General features: G+C 66.8%; 25 protein-coding genes. 16 read left to right on the top strand and 9 right to left on the bottom strand.

All coding sequences use genetic code 11. The annotated features are described in order from the left end of the window. Positions 1-4 precede the first annotated feature (4 nt). Positions 5-1,249, top strand: a complete 1,245-nt coding sequence (locus tag GGR33_RS00780; RefSeq protein WP_183501481.1) for a YcxB family protein — start codon at positions 5-7, stop codon at positions 1,247-1,249. Beyond that, positions 1,246-1,830: a hypothetical protein gene (locus GGR33_RS00775; RefSeq protein ID WP_183501480.1), complete on the top strand. Its 585-nt coding sequence runs from the start codon at positions 1,246-1,248 to the stop codon at positions 1,828-1,830. Before GGR33_RS00780 ends, GGR33_RS00775 begins: the two co-directional genes overlap by 4 nt. 10 nt (positions 1,831-1,840) lie before the next feature. Here GGR33_RS00775 and GGR33_RS00770 read toward each other — a convergent pair whose 3' ends face one another. Continuing rightward, entirely contained in the window at positions 1,841-2,710 is an 870-nt protein-coding gene (locus tag GGR33_RS00770; protein WP_183502095.1) for a LysR family transcriptional regulator, read from the bottom strand. Positions 2,711-2,808: 98 nt separating this feature from the next. On the opposite strand from GGR33_RS00770, the gene GGR33_RS00765 reads away from it, so the two are divergent. Continuing rightward, complete coding sequence (locus GGR33_RS00765) at positions 2,809-3,027, top strand: hypothetical protein (protein WP_183501479.1); 219 nt, start codon at positions 2,809-2,811, stop codon at positions 3,025-3,027. Beyond that, positions 3,017-3,733 (top strand): YoaK family protein, encoded by a 717-nt coding sequence (locus GGR33_RS00760; protein ID WP_183501478.1) that lies wholly within the window; start codon positions 3,017-3,019, stop codon positions 3,731-3,733. The genes GGR33_RS00765 and GGR33_RS00760 overlap by 11 nt, the downstream gene beginning before the upstream one ends. Here the strand turns inward: GGR33_RS00760 and GGR33_RS00755 are convergent. The 4 genes from GGR33_RS00755 to GGR33_RS00740 form a co-directional block, all read right to left on the bottom strand. Beyond that, complete coding sequence (locus tag GGR33_RS00755; RefSeq protein ID WP_425488737.1) at positions 3,699-4,682, bottom strand: ketopantoate reductase family protein; 984 nt, start codon at positions 4,680-4,682, stop codon at positions 3,699-3,701. The two genes, GGR33_RS00760 and GGR33_RS00755, sit on opposite strands and share 35 nt — an antisense overlap. Next, positions 4,640-5,521: an acid phosphatase gene (locus GGR33_RS00750; protein WP_425488723.1), complete on the bottom strand. Its 882-nt coding sequence runs from the start codon at positions 5,519-5,521 to the stop codon at positions 4,640-4,642. Before GGR33_RS00750 ends, GGR33_RS00755 begins: the two co-directional genes overlap by 43 nt. A gap of 68 nt (positions 5,522-5,589) precedes the next feature. Next, positions 5,590-6,462, bottom strand: coding sequence for an alpha/beta fold hydrolase (locus GGR33_RS00745; RefSeq protein WP_183501475.1), 873 nt, complete (start codon positions 6,460-6,462; stop codon positions 5,590-5,592). Positions 6,463-6,574: 112 nt separating this feature from the next. Continuing rightward, positions 6,575-6,973 (bottom strand): MAPEG family protein, encoded by a 399-nt coding sequence (locus GGR33_RS00740; RefSeq protein WP_183501474.1) that lies wholly within the window; start codon positions 6,971-6,973, stop codon positions 6,575-6,577. Between the two features lie 145 nt (positions 6,974-7,118). On the opposite strand from GGR33_RS00740, the gene GGR33_RS00735 reads away from it, so the two are divergent. Then, complete coding sequence (locus GGR33_RS00735; RefSeq protein ID WP_183501473.1) at positions 7,119-7,586, top strand: carboxymuconolactone decarboxylase family protein; 468 nt, start codon at positions 7,119-7,121, stop codon at positions 7,584-7,586. Next, positions 7,586-8,458, top strand: a complete 873-nt coding sequence (locus GGR33_RS00730; RefSeq protein ID WP_183501472.1) for a sigma-70 family RNA polymerase sigma factor — start codon at positions 7,586-7,588, stop codon at positions 8,456-8,458. The genes GGR33_RS00735 and GGR33_RS00730 overlap by 1 nt, the downstream gene beginning before the upstream one ends. Before the next feature lie 24 nt (positions 8,459-8,482). On the opposite strand, the gene dapD is transcribed toward GGR33_RS00730, so the two are convergent. Further along, positions 8,483-9,337 (bottom strand): 2,3,4,5-tetrahydropyridine-2,6-dicarboxylate N-succinyltransferase, encoded by an 855-nt coding sequence (gene dapD, locus GGR33_RS00725; protein ID WP_183501471.1) that lies wholly within the window; start codon positions 9,335-9,337, stop codon positions 8,483-8,485. 98 nt (positions 9,338-9,435) lie between these two features. Beyond that, positions 9,436-10,143, bottom strand: a complete 708-nt coding sequence (locus tag GGR33_RS00720) for a glutathione binding-like protein (protein ID WP_183501470.1) — start codon at positions 10,141-10,143, stop codon at positions 9,436-9,438. Positions 10,144-10,303: 160 nt separating this feature from the next. On the opposite strand from GGR33_RS00720, the gene GGR33_RS00715 reads away from it, so the two are divergent. The 7 genes from GGR33_RS00715 to GGR33_RS00685 all read left to right on the top strand — a co-directional run bounded on the left by GGR33_RS00715 (position 10,304) and on the right by GGR33_RS00685 (position 17,106). Continuing rightward, positions 10,304-11,668, top strand: a complete 1,365-nt coding sequence (locus GGR33_RS00715) for an oligosaccharide flippase family protein (protein WP_183501469.1) — start codon at positions 10,304-10,306, stop codon at positions 11,666-11,668. Beyond that, positions 11,668-12,837, top strand: a complete 1,170-nt coding sequence (locus GGR33_RS00710) for a GNAT family N-acetyltransferase (protein ID WP_425488736.1) — start codon at positions 11,668-11,670, stop codon at positions 12,835-12,837. Before GGR33_RS00715 ends, GGR33_RS00710 begins: the two co-directional genes overlap by 1 nt. A gap of 132 nt (positions 12,838-12,969) precedes the next feature. Continuing rightward, positions 12,970-13,719, top strand: coding sequence for a YebC/PmpR family DNA-binding transcriptional regulator (locus GGR33_RS00705; protein WP_183501468.1), 750 nt, complete (start codon positions 12,970-12,972; stop codon positions 13,717-13,719). A gap of 196 nt (positions 13,720-13,915) precedes the next feature. Then, entirely contained in the window at positions 13,916-14,320 is a 405-nt protein-coding gene (locus GGR33_RS00700) for a hypothetical protein (RefSeq protein WP_183501467.1), read from the top strand. 54 nt (positions 14,321-14,374) lie between these two features. Further along, positions 14,375-15,628, top strand: a complete 1,254-nt coding sequence (locus tag GGR33_RS00695) for an adenosylmethionine--8-amino-7-oxononanoate transaminase (RefSeq protein WP_183502091.1) — start codon at positions 14,375-14,377, stop codon at positions 15,626-15,628. A 144-nt stretch (positions 15,629-15,772) separates the two neighbouring features. Next, positions 15,773-16,162, top strand: coding sequence for a response regulator (locus GGR33_RS00690; RefSeq protein ID WP_183501466.1), 390 nt, complete (start codon positions 15,773-15,775; stop codon positions 16,160-16,162). Between the two features lie 281 nt (positions 16,163-16,443). Then, complete coding sequence (locus tag GGR33_RS00685) at positions 16,444-17,106, top strand: MarR family winged helix-turn-helix transcriptional regulator (protein WP_425488735.1); 663 nt, start codon at positions 16,444-16,446, stop codon at positions 17,104-17,106. Positions 17,107-17,280: 174 nt separating this feature from the next. On the opposite strand, the gene GGR33_RS00680 is transcribed toward GGR33_RS00685, so the two are convergent. Beyond that, positions 17,281-17,463 (bottom strand): hypothetical protein, encoded by a 183-nt coding sequence (locus GGR33_RS00680; protein ID WP_183501464.1) that lies wholly within the window; start codon positions 17,461-17,463, stop codon positions 17,281-17,283. Positions 17,464-17,637: 174 nt separating this feature from the next. Continuing rightward, positions 17,638-17,904, bottom strand: coding sequence for a hypothetical protein (locus GGR33_RS00675; protein ID WP_183501463.1), 267 nt, complete (start codon positions 17,902-17,904; stop codon positions 17,638-17,640). A 376-nt stretch (positions 17,905-18,280) separates the two neighbouring features. On the opposite strand from GGR33_RS00675, the gene ileS reads away from it, so the two are divergent. From ileS to GGR33_RS00660, 3 genes are all read left to right on the top strand, one after another. Then, positions 18,281-21,268, top strand: a complete 2,988-nt coding sequence (gene ileS / locus GGR33_RS00670; protein ID WP_183501462.1) for an isoleucine--tRNA ligase — start codon at positions 18,281-18,283, stop codon at positions 21,266-21,268. Further along, complete coding sequence (gene lspA, locus GGR33_RS00665; protein ID WP_183501461.1) at positions 21,268-21,783, top strand: signal peptidase II; 516 nt, start codon at positions 21,268-21,270, stop codon at positions 21,781-21,783. Before ileS ends, lspA begins: the two co-directional genes overlap by 1 nt. Before the next feature lie 123 nt (positions 21,784-21,906). After that, the gene (locus tag GGR33_RS00660; protein ID WP_183501460.1) at positions 21,907-22,638 is read left to right on the top strand and encodes a hypothetical protein; all 732 of its coding nucleotides are present in this window, start codon (positions 21,907-21,909) and stop codon (positions 22,636-22,638) included. Positions 22,639-22,785: the final 147 nt, after the last annotated feature.

The following is a 22,785-nucleotide window of genomic DNA, read 5'->3' as shown; positions in this document are numbered from 1 at the left end:
CGGAATGGGCGTCGTCCCCTCGATTCGTGCAGCTGCGCCGGTCACGACGCCGACGCAGTCGCTTCCCGAATTCGAGGTCGAGATCACGCTCGACGATTGGGCCGATGCCCTCCTCGCCGTTCACGAGGAGGCGCAGGCGCGGCAGCGCAGACGCATCCTCACCGTCTTCCTGCCGGTGATCTGGGGCCTGACCCTGCTCGGCATCGTCTCGGAATATGCCACGGCGGGCGGCCGCAGGAGCATCGCGGGGTTCTTCGGGGATCTCGAAAAGCTGTCGCTGATGCCGGCGGGGATCTTTCTCGGGATCATCACGGCGGGCGCCCTGGTGGCCTGGGCGACGCGGCTCTGGCGCCTGCGCAGGGCCATCCGAAATGACCTGCGCGCGGATTTTCGCCAGCCGCTCCGAATCCGCTACCGCATCGACGAGGACGGCGTCGCCTCCGACGAGGGCGTGCGGTCGGGTGTCGTGCCCTGGCACTGGTATGCCCGCCTCGCCGAGAGCGATCGCTGCCTCGTCCTCGTCGCGAGCCGCGTCGAGGAGCCGACGGTGATCCCGAAGCGGGGGCTTGACCCTGCCCTTCTCCGGGAGCTGCGCTCGTGGTGCGGGCTGATCGGGGACACCACGAGACCCTCGGTCAAGGGCGAGCTACCCGCCCGGGCCAATGCCCTAAGGCTGAGCTACGTGCTCGGCGCGGCCGATTACGCCGCCGTGACATGGCGCGCCCAGGAATTGCCCAAGGCGCGCTGGCAGCGGGCGAAGGGCTTCCTGATCCTGTTTGCGATCCTCAGCCTGATCGCTCCGCTGCTCTTCGTTTTCGGCTGGGTGGTCGATCCCTATCGCCTGCCACTCGACGTCGCGCTGCCGCTCTTCATCGACATGTTCGGCGACCTGTTCTGGATGCCTGCCTTGGCGGTGGCCGTGCTGCTCGGCCTGCTCTGGCTCGCGCAGAGGCCGCTGCGCCGAAGGTCGAGCCAGGCCTGGGGGCGCCACTTCGCCGAGCAGGCCCGTCCCGGCACGATCCAGGCCGCGATCGACGAGGACGGCATCGCCACCCGGCACGACGGTGCGACGGCCCGGTTCAGCTGGGCCTCGTTCGAGGGATTCGAGCGCACCTCGACCCACGTCTTCCTGCCGCTGGCGCGCGGCCTCGCCATTCCCCTGTCCCTGACGATCCTGGATGCGCCGGCCATAGCCAGGATCGAGGCCCTGGCCGCGGCTCACGGTCTGCCCAGAAAGGTGACGACATGAGAACCGCACCGATCCTCGCCGCGCTTCTCTCCGCCTCCACGGCCCATGTCGGCGAGGGGGCGAGGCCGAGCCGCCTCGATCTCGATCACGGCATCGCCGCCACGCTGCCGGCCGATTGGCAGGCCGACGACGAGGCCTCCGCACCCGTCGCATACGACACCAAGGGCTACCGCCGGCTGCAGATCGTCTGCCATTCGGAATCCTGCCGTCGCAGCCAGGAATCCTGCACCTTCGTCCTGAAAAACGATCGCGTGGAGGGCGACGACGACGCCAGCCGTCTCTCCGGCCTCTACGCGACGGCCCTGTCGCGCTACGCGCGACTGCGCGCCGCCGTGAAGAATACCGGCGAGCAGGCCACGCTGCGGCGCTCGCTGGAGCGTGAAACCATCGGGCCGCGCGAGTGGTGGGTTCTGGAAACCCAGGCACGCCCGGGCTTCAAGTCGGCGCTCTTCGCCGAGACCGTCATCGACGGCTGGTATGTCGGCGCGATCTGCCGGACCTGCGAGACCGGAGAGATCCGCCACGGCGCCGCCCGCGCGATGCTGTCGAGCGTCGACAGGCGGGATTCAGACGGATTCTGAGGCGCAAAGCTCAGTCCCCCGAGACGCCCTGCAGCTCCGCCGTGTTCGCCAGGATCGTCTCCTGCAGGGCCGTCGCGACGACGTGGTGGCGCCCCGGCCCGAGCACCACGAACTCGACCTCGCCGAGTGCGGGCAACCCTGCCGTCTCCGGCACGGGAGCCAGGCCCGATGGCATCACCTTGGCCGAATGCGGCGCGATGCCGAGGCCTGCGACGACCGCCGCGTGGAGCCCCATCAGGCTGCCGCTCGTGCAGGCGATCCGCCAGGAGCGGCCCGCCGCTTCGAGGGCATCGAGCGCCAGGGTGCGGTTCATGGAAGGCGGCGGATAGAGGACGAGCGGCAACGGCAGAGCCGGATCGGGGACGTAGCCGGGACGGCCCGCCCAGATCAGGTGTTCCGCCCAGGCCAGTTCGCCGCGCGGGTCGCCGCGCCGGCGCTTGCAGAAGATCACGTCCAGCTCGCCCGCATCGTAGCCCTGGTAGAGGGACCGGCTCAGCCCGATCGTGAGCTGCACGTCCACGGAAGGGTGGCGGTTCGAGAACCGCGCGAGGATCTGGGCCAGCGCCGACAGGGTGTAATCCTCGGAGACGCCGAGGCGGATTCGGCCGCGCAGGCCGCTCGGGGAGAAGAAGGCGCGCAGCCGGTCATGCGAGTCCAGTACGTCGCGCGCGAAGCCGATCATGGCCTGGCCGTCCGGCGTCGGCGCGACGTGATGGGTGTCGCGCATGAGCAGGGAGCGCCCCAAAGCCTGCTCCAGCCGCGCGATGTGCCCGCTCACCGTGGATTGCCGCACGCCGAGCGCCTGGGCCGCCGCCGTGAAGCTGCTACTCTCGACCACGGCCAGGAAGGAGCGGAGCAGGTCGACGTTCAGGTTGCTCATCATGCTTCGTGATAACCGATATCCATACCGGGTTGGAGCAAGGCAGTCCTAAAGGTCGGAGCGAAGCCGTTCTCGAACCGGATACCGAGCCCCTCGCGATGACCGCCCCCGTCGTCATGGCCACGATCTTCGTCGGCGGCTGCGTCGCCATCCAGGCGCTCGGCAAGTGGGCGCGCTACGTCACGGAAGGGCTCGCTGCGCTGCTGGCGGCGGCCGCGCTGATGGTGACGATCCTCTACCTCTGCGAGCGCTGGCCGAACTACTACGCCAATCCGCATATGCCGGTCGCGGTGACCTTCTCGTCCGATGTCGACTAGGGTCGCAGAGGGCCAGGACCGGCCCGCTTCCGCTGGAACCGCCCTCGCCTTCGTCGCCGGCTTCGTCGATGCGGCGGCTTTTATCGCGCTGACCGGCCTGTTCACGGCTCACGTCACGGGAAACTTCGTCCTGATCGGTGCCGAGCTGGTCACGAGTTCCACCGGCGTCTTCGCGAAACTCCTGGCGCTACCGGTCTTCATAGGAGCGGTGGCGGCCGCGCGTATCCTCTCGCTGCTCCTGGAGCGGCGTGGCTCCGATGCGCTGCCCTGGCTGCTCGCCGTCGAAGCGGTTCTGCTCGCGGGGTTCGGACTTTGCGGCACGCTGTGGTCGCCCATCGGTGCACCGGATGGGGTACCGGCACTTCTCGTCGGCATGCTCGCGGTCGCGGCCATGGGTCTGCAGAACGCGATCGGCCGGCTGTCGCTCGGCCATCTCGCGCCCACCACGGTGATGACCGTGAGCGTGAGCCAGGCCGTGATCGACGCGACGGACCTTGCCCTGAAGACCGCTCGCAATCCGGGTCAGACGCGCGCGCGGTTCGTGCGCCTGCTTCCGGCCATCGTCGCCTTTGCTGCGGGAGCACTCATAGGAGCTTTAGGGGTTGCCCAGTTGAGCTTCGCCTGCATCGGGCTGCCGATCGTGGTGTTGATCGCCTTGACCGTATTGGCGATCACGCCGCCTGCTGCTTCGAATCCAACGCCTTGATCAGAGTGTACAGCACACGGTTCACGGGCGTCGGCACGTTCAGGGCCTGACCTCGGCGGACGATGGTGCCGTTGAGGTGGTCGATCTCGCTCGGGCGGCCCCGCGCCAGATCCTGCGCCGTCGATGAAAACTGGTCCGGCATCGTATCGGCGAGTGCGAGAATGCCGGTCAGGCAGTCCGGTGGGATCACGACACCCGAGGCTGCCGCGACCGCCATGCATTCCTCGACGACGTCGGTCATCACCACATCGATGCCGGGAATGCCAATCAGGCGGCCATAGGGGAGCTGGGTCATCGCCGAGAGCGCGTTGTAGGCGCAGTTCAGGATCAGCTTGCCCCACAGGGCATCGATGGCCCGGGCAGAGATCGTGGTCGGAATGCCAGCGGCCTCGAAAACGGCGGCAATGATCCCGCTCGTCGGACACTCGCCCATGATCAGGTCACCACGGCCGTGATGCCTGACGTGGCCCGGCCCTGCCATCTCGGTGGCGACATAGACCGCAACCGGAACGACATGCCGCTCGATCACGGCCTGCAACCGCTCGGCGTTGTCGATGCCGTTCTGCAGGCTGAGCACCGTTGTCCCAGGCGAGAGGTGCGCGACGAGATCGCGGCCGACAGTCTCGGTGTCGCCCGACTTGACGCAGACCAGCACCAGTTCCGCATCCGCGACACCGTTGCTGTTCGTAGTGGCGGTCACGGGCACGGCTTCGCAGCTGGCGCCGATCTCGAGCAGAAGGCCACGCTTGCGCACCGCATCGACATGTGGCTGCCGGCCGATCAGCGTGACGGCGTGGCCGGCGCGCGCCAGCAGGCCGCCGTAATAGCAGCCGACCGCACCGGCTCCCATAACGGTAACCTTCATCGACATTTGCTCCGCATTGCTGCCCCTGTCCGGGGGAGCCCCTAGGGCAACGTCTCGCGCGCCGCTACCTCCTCGCGCTGGCAGGCCGCTGCGTCTGGCATCGTGCCCTCTCCGGACAGGGCGGCTTTGAGCTCCGCCCGCGCCTTATCGAGATCGGCGCGGAAGCCGGCATCCCCCATTAGCGCCGCGACGACGATCGAGGCGTTGGTGCGCCCGGCCACCACGTCGCTCATCCAGTGCACTCCGCAGACGACGCGGCTCTCTCCGTAGAGGCGACCGCGCAGCAGCAGCGGCGTGGCCTTCTCGGGCAGCAGGCTTGCCATGATCAGGGCATAGGCCCAACCCTGAGTCGCATGGCCGGAGGGGTAGCTGAAACTGTCGGAGAGATGGGGATCGCGCGCCACGCAGATCGGCGCTTCGTTGCCGACGAAGGGGCGCAGCCGGCGGTAATGGCGCTTCGGCGCGCGCACGGCGCGCACGAGGTCGAGGCGGGCGCGATCGAGCATCGTGATCAGGGTCGGCACGCGTTTGGGATCGAGCCGGCGCGCGAGCACGCAGGACATGTTCTCCAACAATGCCTCGGAGCCCTCGGCCACGTCGCTGGTGGCGAGATCCCAGCGAGGGGTCCCGACCATCGCCCGCGTCATGTTGTAGACGGCACGGTCCGCACTTTCGCCGGCAGTATGACCACCGGGCGGCGGCGGCAGGATCGCAAGCGTGTCGGGCGCGGTCTCGTCCGCGAGGTAGGGCTTCTGGGCCGGCTTGTCCGGGTTCACCGGATCGGCGGAGAGCGAGGGTGCCGACTTCTCCTTGGCCTGCGCCACCGGCTCTGCCGCGAGCGGGGCGGTCGAGAGGAGGAGCGCAGCCAGCAGGCACGACAGGCGAAGCATCGAATCGGTCCCGGATGACAATGGCCGCATCATGCGGCGTGATAACGGGGCGGGGAGTGCCCCTTGGCATCGACGTGCGACACCCGCGTCACAGTTCCGTCTTAGACTACGCGGATCGCCGCAGCAGTCTCGCGTGGATATTCTTCATGCGGGCTCAGGGCTCCGGGAATCCGGGCTGCCGAGACGTTCTCGTCGTCGATCAGCGCGTCCATCTCGGCACCGGAGCGACGCGGCGCGGATTCCGGCCGCAGCACCTTGATCGGAGGCAATCCCTCACGAAACAGGCCGAGAAAGGCCGTGCGGCTCGCCACCGGATCGAGGCCGCCGGTGACGAAGGCCGCGGTCCCGAACCGTCCGCCACGCTGGCGCGTGATCGCGTGCTTGGCCGCGATCGCCTCCGGCGTAACATGGGCCGGATCGGCATAGACATGCGCGCGCATCATCCGGCCGATCACAGGGCGGCTGATGTTGAGCCGGTAGAGCCACTCGCCGGTCACCGGCCGTTCGATCGCCCTGCGGATCCGCCCGAACCAGGCCGCGTGCGCCTCGCCCATCATGGTGGGCAGCGGCCCGCGCCAGGTCGGCGCGATCAGCACCAGCCGTCCGAACGCCGTCGGATACCGGCCAGCAACGGCCACGAGATAGCCGGCCGCGTGACCCCCCGCAACGCCGAGGGCATAGGGACCGGGCGCGGCAGTGAGCAGGGCATCGAGGAAGGCATGCATGCTGGCCGGCTCCAGCGGAATCTGGGCTCGCTCCCGCGCGCCGAAACCCGGCCAGTCGGGCACGAGGCAACGATGGGAGGCCGACAACTCGCGTGCCAGCGGCAGCATCTCCTCACGCGAGGAGATCGAGGACAGGGCCGGCAGGAGCAGCGCTTCCGGCCCCTCGCCGAGCACGTCGCAGGGTGTCGGAACGCGGTGTCCGGCAACCGTCAGATCGAGGGTGCGCGTGGCGTGGACGGGAGCTGCCATTCTGGCCTGTCACATAGAGCGGATCACGGCGCGGGGTCCTCGGCCAGCAACATGCATCGCCGCCCGAGACTAAACCATGCAGCCGGTCATCGATCCATGGGGATCGCGACCGCTAGGCGCCGGTCACGAGCGACCAGACCACCCGCCCCAGCGCACCGAAGAGGAGCACCGCCCCAGCGAGCGCCTGGATGTAGAAGCCCATCGCCCGGCCGGACGGCGCTCGGATATAGCCGAGGAAATAGACGATCCGGCCGATCACCCAGATCACGCCGAACAAGGCCGCGAGCTTGTCACCCCAGCCGAGGGCGAAGAGCCAGAGTGCGGGCAGGAAGATCGGCATCCATTCCAGCGTGTTCATGTGCGCGCGGATGGTGCGCTCCAGCAGATCGTTGCCGGTCATAGCCGGAGCCGGGATACCCACGGCACCGCGGGTGCGGCCGACCTGCATGGACATCCAGAAATAGACGAGCACGGCGAGAAGCGTGGCGAGGGAGGTGGCGGGAAAGGGCATACGGGAATCCGGTGAGCGGGACCCGTCATATGGCCATGCTTGGACGGCGATCCAATCGCTACGCGGGTCGCGTAATCGCCGCCGATGTCACATCTGGCGATGCCGTTTCGTCATGACGGTGGACCCCACGAAACGGAGACCGACCATGACCGCCCGACTCGACCCCTACGCTGCCGCCCCTCAGCTCATGAAGCAATGGATGGCGGTCTCGCTGGCCGCCGGTGCCAGCCTCGAACCCCAGCTGATCGAGCTCGTGAAGATCCGCGCCTCGCAGATCAATGCCTGCGCCAACTGCCTCAACATGCACACGGTCGAGGCGCGCGCGCAGGGCGAGACCGAGCAGCGCCTGCACCTGCTCTCGGCTTGGCGCGAGGCACCCTGCTATACCGATCGCGAACGTGCAGCGCTGGCTTGGACCGAGGCGCTGACGCGTCTCTCCGACGGTCCTCCCCACGACGAGGCCTACGACGCCCTCGCGGCCAAGTTCGGCAAGGACGAGCAGGTGAAGCTCACCGTGATGATCAACGTGATCAACGGTTGGAACCGCCTCGCCGTCGGCTTCAGGCTCTGGATGGAGCCGGAGGCCGTCAAAACCCTGCAGGCGGTTGGCTAATGGCGCAGATGACGGGCGAGGATGCAGCGCTCTCCTTCGATCCGCTGCGTCCTCGCCTGATCCGGGTCGCCTACCGAATGCTCGGCTCCGTCGCAGATGCCGAGGACGTGGTGCAGGAGGCCTTCATCCGCTGGATGGGGGTCGATCACGCCGCGATCCGCGAGCCGGAAGCGTTCCTGCGCCGGACCGTGACCCGGCTCTGCCTCGACCAGCTCGGATCGGCTCGGCGGCGGCACGAAACCTATATCGGCCCCTGGCTTCCCGACCCGGTCGTCGAGGAGCCGGAGGACGAGGACGTGACCTTGCCGCTGATGCTGGCGCTGGAGCGGCTCTCCCCGCTCGAACGCGCGGCCTTCCTCCTGCACGACGTATTCGGCGTAGCCTTCGAGGAAGTGGCGACGACGATCGATCGCGACCCGGCCGCCTGCCGGCAGCTCGCCGCACGGGCCCGCACTCACATCCGCGAGGCCCGCCCTCGCTTTCAGGTGGAGAAGGAGCGTGGGCTCGCCATCGCTCAGGCCTTCTTCACCGCCTCACGCAGCGGCGACATGGCGGCGCTCGGTGGCCTGCTGGCCGCCGATGTCAGCCTCCATTCGGATGGCGGTGGGAAGCGCTCGGCGGCGCTCCGCGTGCTGTTCGGGATCGAGGACGTGATGAAGCTTCATGGGGCGCTCTCACGCCATTTCGGTGCGCACCCGTCACACCTCGTCTATGCCGGATCCATCAACGGACTGTCAGGCTTCGTCACCCGCGAGGCCGATGGCGAGTTGCAGACCACAGCGCTCGACATCGAGGATGGCCGCATCACCGCGATCTACGTGATGCGGAATCCCGACAAGCTGAGGCACCTGCATCCGCTCTATAACGGCTGAGCGGATGCCTCGGGATGCCGTTCCTCAGGTGCGCAGCAGCTCGTTGATGCCCGTCTTGGCCCGCGTCTTGGCATCGACGCGCTTGACGATCACCGCACAGTACAGGCCCGGGCCGGGCGTGCCGTCCGGCAGCGGCTTGCCGGGCATCGTGCCCGAGACCACCACGGAGTAGGGCGGCACGCGGCCATAGAAGGTCTCGCCGGTGCTGCGGTCGATGATGCGGGTCGAGGCGCCGATATAGACGCCCATCGAGAGCACCGAGCCCTCCCCGACGATCACGCCCTCGGCCACCTCGGCGCGAGCGCCGACGAAGCAATTGTCCTCGATGATGACCGGGTTGGCCTGCAGCGGCTCGAGCACGCCCGCGATGCCGGCGCCGCCGGAGATGTGGCAGTTCTTCCCGACCTGGGCGCAGGAGCCGATGGTCACCCAGGTATCCACCATGGTGCCCTCGCCGACATGGGCGCCGAGATTGATGAAGCTCGGCATCAACACAGCACCCGGCGCGATGTAGGAGCCGCGGCGCACGAAGCAGCCCGGCACGGCCCGGAAGCCGCCGGCGCGGAATTCCCGCTCCGTCCAGCCCTCGAACTTCGACGGCACCTTGTCCCACCAGGGCGAGGCGTTCGGGCCGCCCTCGATCGCGCTCATGTCGTTGAGGCGGAAGGAGAGCAGCACGGCCTTCTTGAGCCACTGGTTCACCTGCCAGCCCTCGCCCGGCTGATCGCCGGTCTTGTAGGCGACGCGCTCCTTGCCGGAATCGAGCAGGTTGAGCGCCTCGTCCACGGCCTCGCGCACGGCGCCGGTGGTCGTGGTGGAGACGCTCGCGCGGTCTTCCCAGGCGGCTTCGATGGTCTGGGCGAGATCGTCGTGGGACATCAGAGGCTTTCGGCACGGGACGGACAGGCGGCTTCTCTACAAAAGCCGCCCGTTGCTGTCACCGTTCGCGGCTCGATGCCCCGCTATGCCGACGCCGCTCAGCGCTTGGTGTTGCCCGCCGTCTGGCCGAACATCACCTTCTTGGCATCTTCGCTCATGGTCTTGCCGAAATCCGGGTTGACCTCGGGCGCGCGAGCATAGGCGGCCTTGGTCGCCGGACGCTCGGCGATCGCCTCGAACCAGCGCTTCAGATGCGGGTGGTCGTCGAGCTTCTGTGCCTGCTTCTCCCACGGCACGATCCAGGGATAGGCCGCCATGTCGGCGATGGAGTACGCGGCACCCGCCACGAATTCACGGTCGGCGAGGCGACGGTCGAGCACGCCATAGAGGCGGTTGGTCTCGTTCACGTACCGATTCACCGCGTAGGGGATCTTCTCTGGCGCATATTGCGAAAAATGGTGGTTCTGGCCGGCCATCGGCCCGAGGCCGCCCATCTGCCAGAACAGCCATTGCAGCACCTCGGCCCGGCCGCGGATGTCCTCCGGAATGAATTTCTTCGTCTTCTCCGCGAGATAGAGCAGGATCGCGCCGGATTCGAAGAGCGAAATCGGGGCGCCGGCATCGACCGGCTCGTGATCGACGATGGCCGGCATGCGGTTGTTCGGGGCGATCTTGAGGAAGTCGGGCTCGAACTGGGCGCCCTTGCCGATGTTCACCGGTTGGATCCGGTAGGGCAGGCCTGTCTCCTCCAGGAACAGCGTCACTTTGTGACCGTTCGGGGTGGGCCAGTAATGCAGGTCGATCATCGGATGCTCCGGGAAAAAACTGATTTGCGGCCCACTCGGCGGCTCACATGCTCTTCCGCCCCCGACTCGGCAACCGGCTTAACCGCCTCGAAACGCTGCCGCCGCTAGAACGCTTGATGGTGCGTGTGCGCCGGCGCACGCCGTCTCGCGGAGGGCCGTCATGGCAGCGGGTCTCACCGTCGATGCAGCCTTCGGAGCTGCCCTCGGGCGGCTCAAGGCCGTGCGCTCGGGCGCGGGTTTCTCCGCCGCGAGCGTCTTCGCAGTGCGAATCGCGGCTGCCGGCTTCGCTTATATCGCCCAAGTCCTGATGGCCCGCATGATGGGCGGGGCGGAATACGGAATCTTCGCGGCCGTTTGGGTCTGGATCGCGATCCTCGGCCATTCGGCGACGCTCGGCCTATCGCAGGGCGCCTGCCGCTTCATGCCGGCGGACGAAGCGCTCGGGCGTCATGCCGAGGTACGCGGTTTCCTGGCTGGCGGAGCGGCCGCCAGTATGGCCGGAGGCCTCATCCTGTCCCTGGTCGGGCTCCTGATGCTGAAGGCCGAGGGCAGTCTGCTCGCCAGTCCCTACGGCGCGCCGATCGTGCTCGGCGCGCTCGTCCTGCCGCTCTTCGCATTCCAGGATTATCTCGAAGGCGTCGCCCGCAGCCGGAACTGGGCCGTGCTCGCCATCGCGCCGCCCTACCTGCTGCGCCAGGGCCTGATCATGGCCGCGATGATTCTCGCGGTTCTGCTCGGCGCACCGGCCAAGGCCTCCGTCGCGGTGTCTTGCACACTCTTTGCCACGGCGATCGCCGTGATCGTCCAAGCGGCCCTGCTGCTCAAGCGCCTCGGCCCGCCCGCTCTCACCGGAAGCCGGCGCTATCATTGGCGGGAATGGCTGACGGCCTGCCTGCCGATCGCCGCGGGCGACCTCGCTACCGCGGCCTTCGGCTTCGTCGACGTGGTGCTGCTCGGCTTCCTGACTTCGCCCGCCTCCGTCGGTCTCTACTTTGCCGCCACGCGCATCCAGCAATTCGTGGTCTTCGTGCATTACGCGGCCTCCGCCGCCACCGCGCAGCGTTTCACCGCGGCGAAGGCGCGTGGTGATCTCGCGGGGTTGAATGCTCTGGTGCGCGATCAGGCCCGCTGGGTCCTCGGCGCGACGGCGCTCGTCGGCGCCGGCACCGTGATCATGGCCCCGCTGCTGCTCGGCCTGTTCGGTCCCGAATTCCGCGAGAGCCTTCCTGTCCTCACCGTGCTCGTCATTGGCAGCGTTGGTGCGAGCCTGTTTGGTCCGGGCGAGGACCTGCTGACCATGCTCGGTGGCGAACGGCTCTGTGCCGGCATCACCGTAGCGATGCTCGCCATCGGTGCGGGCCTCTGTTTTGTCCTGGTGCCCTGGCTCGGCCTGATCGGCGCGGCTTTGGCCATGGCAGCCATGACGATCCTACGCGCTGCCGCGATGGCGCTCGGCGCCCGTGCCATCCACGGTATCGCAACGCCGGCTTTTTCCGACTTCTTCATGCACAGGACCCGCCGGTGATCGCACGTCTTCGCCGCCGGTCGAGCGTGATCCAGAGCGTCAAACAAAGCCGGCTATCGGTCCAGGTGGTCGATGCGGCGGCCCTCGGCGCCGAGCCGGCAGCTTGGGACGATCTCGTCTCGCGTGCGCTCGAACCGCACCCGTATTTCAGTCGCCATGTCATTCAGGCGCATCTGCGCGCTGGCCTGATGCGCGACGACCTGTCTTTCGTCACCGTGCGCGACGGTAGTCGGATCAACGCATTGCTTCCCTTCCGCACGGGCCTCGACATCACCGGCTTCGGCAGTCTGGTGGCGCAGCCCGTGCTCTCGCCCTTTATGCCGTCGAGCGCACCGCTCGTGGCGGCGGACGGCTTCCGCGATACCCTGGCAACTTTCGTCGACGGCCTGGCCGAGGCGTCGCGCGGCCGTGCCTGGCGCTGGCCCTTGCTGACGGTTTCGGGTCCGGCCGGAAGCGGACTGTTGGACACCATGCGGGAAGCCGGCTGGGTCACAAGCACCGTTGATGGATTCGAGCGTCCCGTGCTCGACCGTCGCGCGACCCACGACGCCTTTTTAAAAGATCATCCGCACAAGAGCCGGCTGAAGGATCTGCGCCGCCGTCAGCGCCGTATCGCCGAAGCGGGCCAGCTCGATCTCGTGACGGCGACGGAAGGCGAGGCACTGGCCGCTGCGCTGGAGGATTTCCTCGCCCTGGAACTGTCCGGTTGGAAGGGCGAAGCCGGCACGGCACTCGCCTCTCGGCCCAACACCCTTGCCCTCGCACGCGCCTTGTTCGCCGATCAGCCGGGACCGGTCGGCATCCGAGCCGACAGCCTGACGCTCGACGGACGCCCTCTCGCCGTCAGCCTCGCCCTCGTGTCCGGTGGAACTGTGAGTCTGCTGAAGACGGCCTACGACGAGCGCGAGCGTGCCCTGGCGCCCGGCCTTGTGCTGGAGGCCGAGATCGTGCGGGCTTTTCACGAAACGGCCTTCGCCAACAGACTCGATTCGGCGACGTTGGCCGGCTCCGCCCTGGAGAGTCTCTACCGCGAGCGCGAGACGGTCGCCGAGATCATCGCGGTGCCGCCGGGCGGGGAGGCGAGATTGTCGCTTGAGCGTCGCGTGGCGCTGGCTCGGCTCGAGCACAAGGCGCGCGCCGAAGCCAAGCGGTTGCTGAAGCGCGGTTGAGCTGACGCCATCCGCGTTGCCAGTGCGCGCGAGCCCGCCCTATAAGGCTGCCCCATTCCCACACGCGCGGTGTCGAGGATCCCGATCCCAGGGAGGCCTCCGCCGATCGACGAAGACGAAGAAGGTCGCGCCATGGCCGGGCATTCCCAGTTCAAGAACATCATGCACCGCAAGGGCCGCGTCGACGCGGTCCGCTCGAAGATGTTCGGCAAGCTCGCCCGAGAGATCACCGTGGCGGCCAAGCTCGGCATGCCCGACCCGGCCATGAACCCGCGCCTGCGTGCGGCGATCCTGGCGGCCCGTGCCGAGAACGTGCCCAAGGACAACATCGAGCGCGCCATCAAGAAGGCGGCTGGCGGCGACGGCGAGAACTACGAGGACATCCGTTACGAGGGCTACGGCCCAGGCGGCGCTGCGCTGATCGTCGAGGCGCAGACCGACAACCGCAACCGCACCGCCTCCGACGTACGCTCGGCCTTCACCAAGTCCGGCGGCAGCCTCGCCGAGACCGGCGCGGTCGCCTTCATGTTCGACCATGTCGGGCTGATCGAATTCGCCCCCGAGGTCGGGGATGCCGATGCCGTGCTGGAAGCCGCGATCGAGGCCGGTGCCGACGACGTACGTTCCTCGGACGAGGGCCACGAGATCTTCTGCGAGCAGACCGCCTATGGCGAGGTCTCGAAGGCGCTGGAGGCTCGCTTCGGCGATCCGCGTCGCACCTCGCTGATCTGGAAGGCCCAGAACACCGTCGACGTCGACGACGAGACCGGTGAGAAGCTGATCCGCCTCGTGGAGGTCATCGAGGATCAGGACGACGTGCAGCGGGTTTTCGTGAACTTCGCCCTATCGACCGAGCTGATGGCCCGCCTCGCCGACGAGTAGCTTCCAGCCTGCGGCACTTTGACGCAGACAACTCGCAGTACGCGTGTCATCTGCCCGCCTTATGTGCTGGCGCTGAGCCGCAGGACGGGATCAATCTGACCGCGCCGGCAGCAGCATGGCCGTATGCGTCCGGCGGATAGCTCTTTCCTCGTTTGATGCAGTGCACAAGGCTCGGGGAAGCGCTTAGTCTCAGGCCATGACCAATGCGAGTCGTGCCGTGAAGAAGACCCCGAAGTCCTTCGCCGAACTCCCCCCGATCCGGGTGCGCAAGGAGCCGCCGACGATTGTCGAGGCGATCGCCGCCGCGCAGGATCTCGCCGACGACCTTGAGCAGCAGGTCGAGATCGCGGCCGGCCTGATCGGCCTGCCCCTCGACGAGGTGCGTCCCCAGGTGATCGCCGCTGCTAAGGAGCGGCAAGAGCGTCCGCGTGAGCGCAGCATCGAGCGCATGCCCGATCGCGGCTTCGACCGGATGCCGGAGCGGGTGATGAGCCCCGGCTCGCCGAGCCGCGCGCCGCGCCCCGTCGTAGTCGAGCGCCGGACCCGCCCCACCGTGATCGTCGAGCGCCGCAGCGGCCGCCCGCTGGAGCCGCGCCGCTGAGTTTCGCCTGATCCAGGCTTGACCCAGGTCGCCATCGCCTCGCATCCCGTCGCCATGAGCGAGCGGCGCAGCGATCACCTCTGGCGGCCCTACACGCAGATGAAGCTCGCCGCGCCTCCGTTGGAAGCGGTGGCGACGTCCGGCAGCCGAATCATCTTAGCCGACAGGCGTGAGCTGATCGACGGAATCGCCTCCTGGTGGACGGCGGTTCACGGCTACAATCACCCGCATATTCGCGAGGCGGTCGGCGACCAGCTCGCACGCATGCCGCACGTCATGTTCGGCGGCTTGACCCATACACCAGCCGAACGTTTGGCCGCCCGGCTCGCCGTCCTTCTGCCGGGCGATCTGAACCACGTCTTCTTCACCGATTCCGGCTCGGTGGCGGTCGAGGTCGCCTTGAAGATGGCGGTGCAGTTCTGGCTGAACCGCGGCGTGCAGGGCCGAACCCGCGTTCTCGCCTTTCGCGGCGGCTATCATGGCGACACGATGGGCGCGATGTCGGCCTGCGATCCCGACGAGGGCATGCACCACCGCTTCGGTGCCTACGTTCCGGCGCAGATCTTCTGCGAACTGCCGAAGAATGCCGAATGGGAAGCGGCACTCGACGCGACCATGGCATCGCATCGGCACGAGCTCGCGGCGGTGATCGTCGAGCCGCTGGTTCAGGGCGCCGGCGGCATGTTGATGCATCCGCCCGAGACCCTAGCCACCATCGCCCGGCTCAGCCGGCGCCACGGTTTGCCCCTGATCGTGGACGAGATCTTTACCGGGTTCGGCCGCACGGGAACACTCTTTGCCTGCGAGCAGGCCGGCGTGGTGCCCGACATCCTCTGCCTGTCGAAAGCGCTCACCGGCGGCACCATGGCCCTCGCCGCCACGGTCGCCACGTCCGAGATCTTCTCCGCCTTCTGGTCCGACGATCCAGCGCAAGCGCTGATGCACGGCCCGACCTTCATGGCGAACCCACTCGCCTGCGCCGCTGCCAATGCCAGCCTCGACCTGTTCGAGACCGAGCCGCGTCTCGCTCAAGCTGAGGCGATCCGGGAACAGCTCACCGCGGGCCTGGAGCCACTGCGAGCGGCAAAGGCTGTGGCGGATGTGCGCATTCTCGGCGCGATCGGAGCGGTTCAGCTCCGAGGCAATCCTGATCTCGCCGCGCTGAAGGCGGCCTTTGTCGAGCACGGCGTTTGGGTGCGCCCGTTCGGTAACATCGTCTACCTGACTCCCGCCCTGACCATCGCCAAGGACGATCTCGACCGGTTGATCGAGGCAGTTCGCGGCATCGTGAGCGGGCTCTCGGTCTAGCCTCCTCCTGCGACATCACTGCCGCATTGCAACCACGGCTTTCGTTCCTCGTTGGCTGATCACGAATCCAGCACTAGCCTTCCTTCGAGCAACGAGCGGCGCAAAGCCGCCTGACGGGTCTCGAATCAGCTCAGGAGTGACAGCGTGGCGAGCGACACGATTCCGGCAGACGACCGCCCCGTGATCCTCCTGGTGGAGGACGAGGCGCTGACCATCATGGATCTCGGCGACGTCCTTGAGGATGGCGGCTACGACACCGTGCAATGCGCCTCCGCCGAACGCGCCCTCAGTATCCTCCAAGCCCGGCCCGACATTTGCGGCCTCGTCACCGACGTCGAACTCTCGGGCCGCACCAACGGCTTCGAACTCGCCAACTCGGTCTCTCAGTCCCGGCCTGAACTGCCGATCCTGATCGTCTCGGGGCGCGCCGCCCCCGACCCGGACCGGATGCCGGAGGGAGCCCAGTTCATCGCCCGACCCTGTGCCGGCGAAGACATTCTGGCCCGACTCAAGAGCCTGATGCCGACCTGCTGAACGATTCTATTTCGTCATCGCGGATGCGAAAGAAGCAAAACCCGAGTCGTCGCTCCGTCGAACCGGTGTTGCGGGATGCATGCGCGCAATCGTGGCGGTCGTCTCTGCAACAAGAAGACGGTAATCTACGCGACGAACAACAAAACAAAGCCGAATAAGCTTTACGTCATCTCACCGTCACGGTTAGGCTGGCAGATGCTCCCGAATCGAGCAGCGCTGAGAGGCGAATGCGTTCGCTCGTCCATCGGTTCGAGGAGCATTCGGTCATGTCGGCGAGGCAATTGGAGCCGGCGGACGCATTGGTGACGATCGCGCATGCTCAGGTGCATGGCGGCGATACCGGACAGACGGGCAAACGCGCTTTGGGCAAGGACGGCAAGTCAGCCAAACCGATGAGGCCGCCGGCTGCCAAGAGCGTCGGATGGGCGCTCGTCCAGGCCGCGCGCCTCCACCGCGCTCGAGTCGGCGACCGGCTCGCCGCGCTCGATCTCTTCGCCGGTCAGGAACAGGTGGTCCAGGCGCTGGCCGTGGCCGGCTCGATGACCATGGGCGACCTTGCCGCGACGCTGCGCGTGCGCCCGCCCACCGCCTCGAAGACCATCTCTCGCCTGGCTGCCCTTGGCTTCGTCGAGCGCCGTGCCGAGGCTGGCGACGGTCGGATCGTGCGTGTGCGCCTCACCGAGACCGGCCTCGCCAAGGCGGCGGCTATCGAGAAGATCTGGGACGAGGTCGAAGCCGAGCTACTCGATGATTTCGAAGGCAAGGAAAAGCGCCGGCTTCGGAAGCTCCTGCGCAAGGCCGCCGGCAATCTCGCGGAAGCCGCAGGCGTAAGTGGCCACGAGGCCGATCCGGAAACCGATGGTGATCCGGAGGACGACCACGACCACGAAGCCGAGACGCTGATCGGCCCCGTCGCATCGGATGCGGTAGCACGTCCGGTCTGATTCTTTGGAGAGCGCCTTGCGCCCTCCAGCTCCGCTGGCCGACACTGCACGGGACTAATGTCGATCACGTCGTGTTTCGACCGCCTCGGTCGAAACACGAACAATACGATGCATTCAGAGAATCAAAGGGCAGTCTTCGGGAAGAAGACCGCTTTTACTGTACCGGAAGACGGTCTAATCACGTCCGTCGGATTGGCGCGCGAGACGCAGGGCCCGCAGCCGCTCTGTGCGATTGTCCAAGGCCCGCCGATCGGCCTCGATCTCTTCCCAGATTGCCGAGGCTTTCGCATGCTGCTCGGCAGCCTTTGCAGCTTTGGTCTCGGCGCGGTCGATGACGTGACTCTGGTCGCGGGACATTCCAGCTCCTCTCTGGTCTCCGGGGAATAGCTAGGGCGCCATCCGGCGAAGGGGATGCCGATTCGCTCAAAAGGTACGTCGGAACAGAAGCCTAGCCTCGACCGCACGTGCTCTTCCCGACGAAAGATGGCCCGCGCGCCGCTGGAACGAGGTCCATGACGCGCGGAACTGAACTCAGCGGTGGTGACGGTGACGATAGCCGCGATGCGAGCGCATGCGGGTACGGTAGGCGCGACGGCCTGGATCGATTCCGAGCACGCCATTGACTCCGCCGACGGCACCGCCAACCGCGCCACCTACGATTCCACCGACCGGACCAGCCACGCGGTTACCCTCGTGAGCACCACGGCTCATGCCACCGGGAACGCCCTGGGCATCCGCAGCGCTCGATAGGGTCAAGGCGGACAGGGCCACCGTAGCGGCGAGGAGGAGATGTTTCATGCGGACCTCTTGGTGCTTCTCGTTGTGTTCCGCTTCCGAGATGTTCGTCGGCTCTCGGACTCGTGTGGCCCCAACGGCTAGGCTTGCCAAAAGTGCCACGAAAGATTGCTCATTCCCGGATTCGTGATGAATCGGTCACACACCGTTGTCTGCTGGCGCGCGGGAAAACCCGCTGCTAGAAGCGCCGCATGCTCGAGGCCCATGATCTGACGGGCGCGCCGCCGCGTCCTCGAATTACCGGCCCGGCCTCCGCCTGAGCGCCGCGCCTGTTGCGCGCGGCCGGGCGTAGATGCCGGAACAGGTCCGCATGTGCGCATGAGCGCACTACGGTCTGCCTCCTGACCCAGCGCGAGACGAGACGAGCAAGACCGAACCGATGACCGAGTCCGCCAATCCTGCCGCGCCGGACGATGCTGGCCCGGGCCGCGACTATTCCAAGACGCTGTTCCTGCCCAAGACCGAATTCCCGATGCGGGCCGGCTTGCCGACGCGTGAGCCGCTGCTGCTGGAGCGCTGGATACGCAACGATCTCTATGGCCGCATTCGTCGCGAATCCGCCGGACGCCCGCGCTTCGTCCTTCATGACGGGCCGCCCTATGCCAACGGCAACATCCATATCGGGCACGCGCTGAACAAGATCCTCAAGGACGTGATCGTGCGCTCGCAGGGCGCCCTCGGGCACGATGCCGATTACGTGCCCGGCTGGGACTGCCATGGCCTGCCGATCGAGTGGAAGATCGAGGAGCAGTACCGGGCCAAGGGCAAGAACAAGGACGAGGTGCCGATCCTCGAATTCCGCCAGGAATGCCGGGCCTTCGCCGCGCAGTGGCTCGACGTGCAGCGGGACGAGTTCAAACGGCTCGGTGTCACCGGCGACTGGGCGCATCCCTATTCGACCATGGCCTACCCAGCCGAGGCGCGCATCGCTTCCGAATTGATGAAATTCGCGGTGACTGGCCAGCTCTACCGCGGGTCGAAGCCGGTGATGTGGTCGGTGGTCGAGAAAACCGCGCTGGCCGAGGCCGAGATCGAGTACGAGGAGCACGTCAGCGACACGATCTTCGTGGCCTTCCGGATGCGTGACGGCGCGCCCGCGGAATGGGCCAATGCTCGCATCGTCATCTGGACCACCACGCCCTGGACCATTCCCGGCAACCGCGCCGTCGCCTATTCCAAGCGCGTGGCCTACGGGCTCTACCGCATCACGGCGGCGGCCGAGGACAATTGGGCAAAGACCGGCGAGACCTTCCTGCTCGCCGATGCACTCGCCGAGACGGTGTTCAAGGCAGCTCGTGTCGAAGCTTTCGAACGGGTCGGGGACGTTTCACCGGAGGTGCTCGCCGAGCTGACACTCTCGCATCCGCTGAACGGCAGTGTTGCCGGCTACGAGTTCGCGGTTCCGCTCCTCGACGGCGATCACGTCACCGACGAGGCTGGTACCGGATTCGTCCATACGGCGCCGAGCCATGGTCGTGAGGATTTCGAGGTCTGGATGGCCAATGGCCGCCGGCTGACTCAGAGCGGAATCGAGACCCGCATCCCCTACACGGTAGACGCCGACGGCATGTACACCGAGGAGGCTCCGGGCTTTACGGGCAAGCGCGTTCTCAACCACAAGGGCGAGAAGGGCGATGCCAACAAGGCGCTGATCGCCGCGCTCACCGAGGCCGGCAGCCTCATCGCCCGCGGCGTGCTGCGCCATCAGTACCCTCATTCCTGGCGATCGAAGAAACCCGTCATCTTCCGCAACACCCCGCAATGGTTCATTGCGATGGACAAGCCGGTGGATGCGCTCGGCAACCGCACTTTGCGCGAGGTCGCCTTCGAGGCGATCGAGGTGACACAGTGGGTGCCGCCCCAGGGCAAGAACCGCATCAACGGCATGGTCGGCAACAAGCCCGACTGGGTGGTTTCGCGTCAGCGCGCCTGGGGCGTACCGATCACCGTCTTCGTCAAGAAGGGCACCAGCGAGGTGCTTCGCGACGAGCGCGTGAACACCCGCATCGCAGAGGCCTTCACAGCCGAGGGTGCGGACGCCTGGTTCTCGGATGCCGACGGCGCCCGCTTCCTCGCTCCGGACCATGACCCGGCAGATTACGACAAGGTCACCGACGTCCTCGACGTCTGGTTCGATTCCGGCTCGACCCACGCATTCGTGCTCGATGATCCGCAGGCTTTCCCAGGCCTCGCCGACATCAAGCGGGTCCGTGAAGGTGGTCGGGACCGGGTCATGTACCTGGAGGGCTCAGACCAGCATCGCGGCTGGTTCCAGTCCTCGCTGCTCGAATCCTGCGGTACGCGCGGCTTTGCGCCCTACGACGTGGTGCTGACCCACGGCTTCGTTCTCGACCCCAAGGGCGAGAAGATGTCGAAGTCGAAGGGCAACGTCGTCGCGCCGCAGAGTGTGATCAAGGAATCGGGCGCAGACATCCTCCGCCTCTGGGTCGCAGCCTCCGACTATTCGGACGACCTGCGGATCGGCCCGGAGATCGTGAAGACATTTGCCGAAACCTATCGGAAGCTCCGTAATTCATTGCGCTGGATGCTCGGCTCGCTGGCGCATCACGTACCGGGTGACGACCTTTCATTCAAAGACATGCCGGAGCTCGAGCGCTTCATCCTGCACCGGCTCGCTCAGCTCGATGGCGAGATCCGCGAGGCCTATACGGGTTTCGATACCAAGCGGATCGTGGCGCTGCTCAACGGGTTCATGACCGGCGATCTCTCCGCCTTCTATTTCGACGTGCGCAAGGACGCGCTCTACTGTGATCCAATCTCGTCGACGGTCCGTCGGGCTTCGCTCCAGGTCATTGACGAAGCCTTCCGCCGTGTCGTGATCTGGCTGGCACCGGTCCTCGCCTTCACGGCCGAGGAAGCCTGGTTGGAGCGCTATCCGTCCGAGGACGGCTCGGTGCATCTCCAGACCTTGCCAGAAACCCCGGTAGAATGGCGCGACGACGCTCTCGCCGTGCGTTGGCAGAAGATCCGTCGCGTCCGTCGGGTGGTGACCGGTGCCCTGGAGATCGAACGGGCTGCCAAACGTATCGGTGCGAGCCTGGAGGCCGCTCCGCAGGTCTTCGTCTCAGATCCCGAGCTTCTCACCGCGCTCGACGGCGTGGACTTCGCCGAGGTTTGCATCACCTCCGGCATCCGGGTGAGCGCCGGTGAGGGACCCGCCGACGCCTTCCGCCTCGACGAGATCAAGGGCGTTGCCGTGGTGCCCCAGACCGCCGAGGGCCGGAAATGTGCGCGCTCCTGGCGTGTCTCACCCGACGTCGGCAGCGATCCGGACTATCCCGACGTCACCCCCCGCGATGCCAAGGCCCTGCGCGAATGGGATGCTGCGCATCCGAGTGAGGCCTGATGGCCCCGTTCCGTCTCGGCCTCGTCGCGGCGATCCTGACGCTCGTCATCGACCAGGCGTCGAAGCTCTGGCTGTATCTGCGCACCGACCTCGTGCTGACGCAGCCTTGGCGAATCGCGCCCTTCACCGACTTCGTCGTCGTCTGGAATCGCGGCGTGTCCTACGGGATGTTCCAGCAGGAGGGTGATTTCGGCCGCTGGCTGCTGGTCGGGCTCTCGATTGCGGCAGCCATCGCGCTCGGATTCTGGATGAGCCGCGCCACGTCGCGCCTCCTGGCGGTGGCGCTCGGCCTCATCATCGGCGGAGCCATCGGCAATGCCATCGATCGGGCCGTATTCGGAGCCGTGTTCGACTTCGTCCACCTGCATGCGGGCGATTGGTCGTGGTATGTGTTCAACATCGCCGACGCAGCGATCGTGGCCGGTGTGGTGGGCCTGATTCTCGACAGCTTGAGACCCGAACGCAAAGACCGGCAGCAACACGGGCTGCCGAATATCCCGGATTCCAGCCGCTGACGACGGCAGCACCGGCGAACGCCTTACCTTCGCCCGAAAACCGGCTCACGGAAAACCTTCGGCGCCCACGCATCGGATGCGATTCCCTTCATCGGCGCCGAACGACCGAAACTCGAGGGCAGAATGAGCGGGCAGCGCGGAATCCTCACGGTCTTCACGAGCAGTCTCGTTCTCGGCCTCCTCACAAGCGCCCCGGCTCGTGCCGCCGAAGGCGAATTCATGCGCGACGCTATGAGCAGCATCGGCCTGATCGAGCCGGAACGCCCGCCAATCACCTATCGTGAGCGCGCACCTTTGGTGATGCCGCCGGCCCTCGGCGCCCATCCCAGCGCGAAGAAGCATCAGAAAGGTAAGGCCCTCGACACGACGAGCGCCGATCCGACGCTGCCTCTGCCGCTTCCGACACCCCAGGCGCGTCAGGCCGATCCGGCCTGGCCGAAGGATCCTGAGGTGACCCAGCGCGAACGTGCCAGGAGCGAGGCCAACAAGCCGATCGTGCGCGGCGCTCAGGGCCGCATGAACGATAACAACGAAACTCTGTCAGCCGCCGAGATGAACAGTGGCCGGCGTGCCGGCGCAGGTCTGTCGAGTGATCCAGCGCCGCGTCCGGGTGAGGCCCGCGATTCGAGCTGGTTCGATCCTCTCGCCCTTTTCGGCGGCAAGAAAGACGAGCTTCAGCCCTCGACCGTCGAGCCAGATCGTGACGGCCTAACCGATCCGCCGAACGGCTACCGCAAGGCGCCGATCAAGACGGTCAAGACGCAGAACGGTCCGATGGGCGGTTCAATCAGTGGTAACGAGGAAGCCGATCCGCGCGCCTATATGCGCGAGCAGAGCAAGCAGGGCGGTTACTAGCGCTCCGGCCCTGGTTCTGCGCGTTCGGACCGTTTCGGCAACCGAAGGTTCGGTTTTCGTCATTCGCGTGGGTGGCCAAGAGGTCACACCCTGCGGTACGGGTCTTGCCCCGGCAAACGAACCTCGCGACAGTTCGGGGCGAGACCC

It is taken from the genome of Methylobacterium brachythecii (genome assembly GCF_014196345.1).
GTDB classification, from domain to species: domain Bacteria; phylum Pseudomonadota; class Alphaproteobacteria; order Rhizobiales; family Beijerinckiaceae; genus Methylobacterium; species Methylobacterium brachythecii.
Note: the sequence above shows the minus strand (reverse complement) of the source record. Positions and strands in the feature narration are given on the sequence as shown.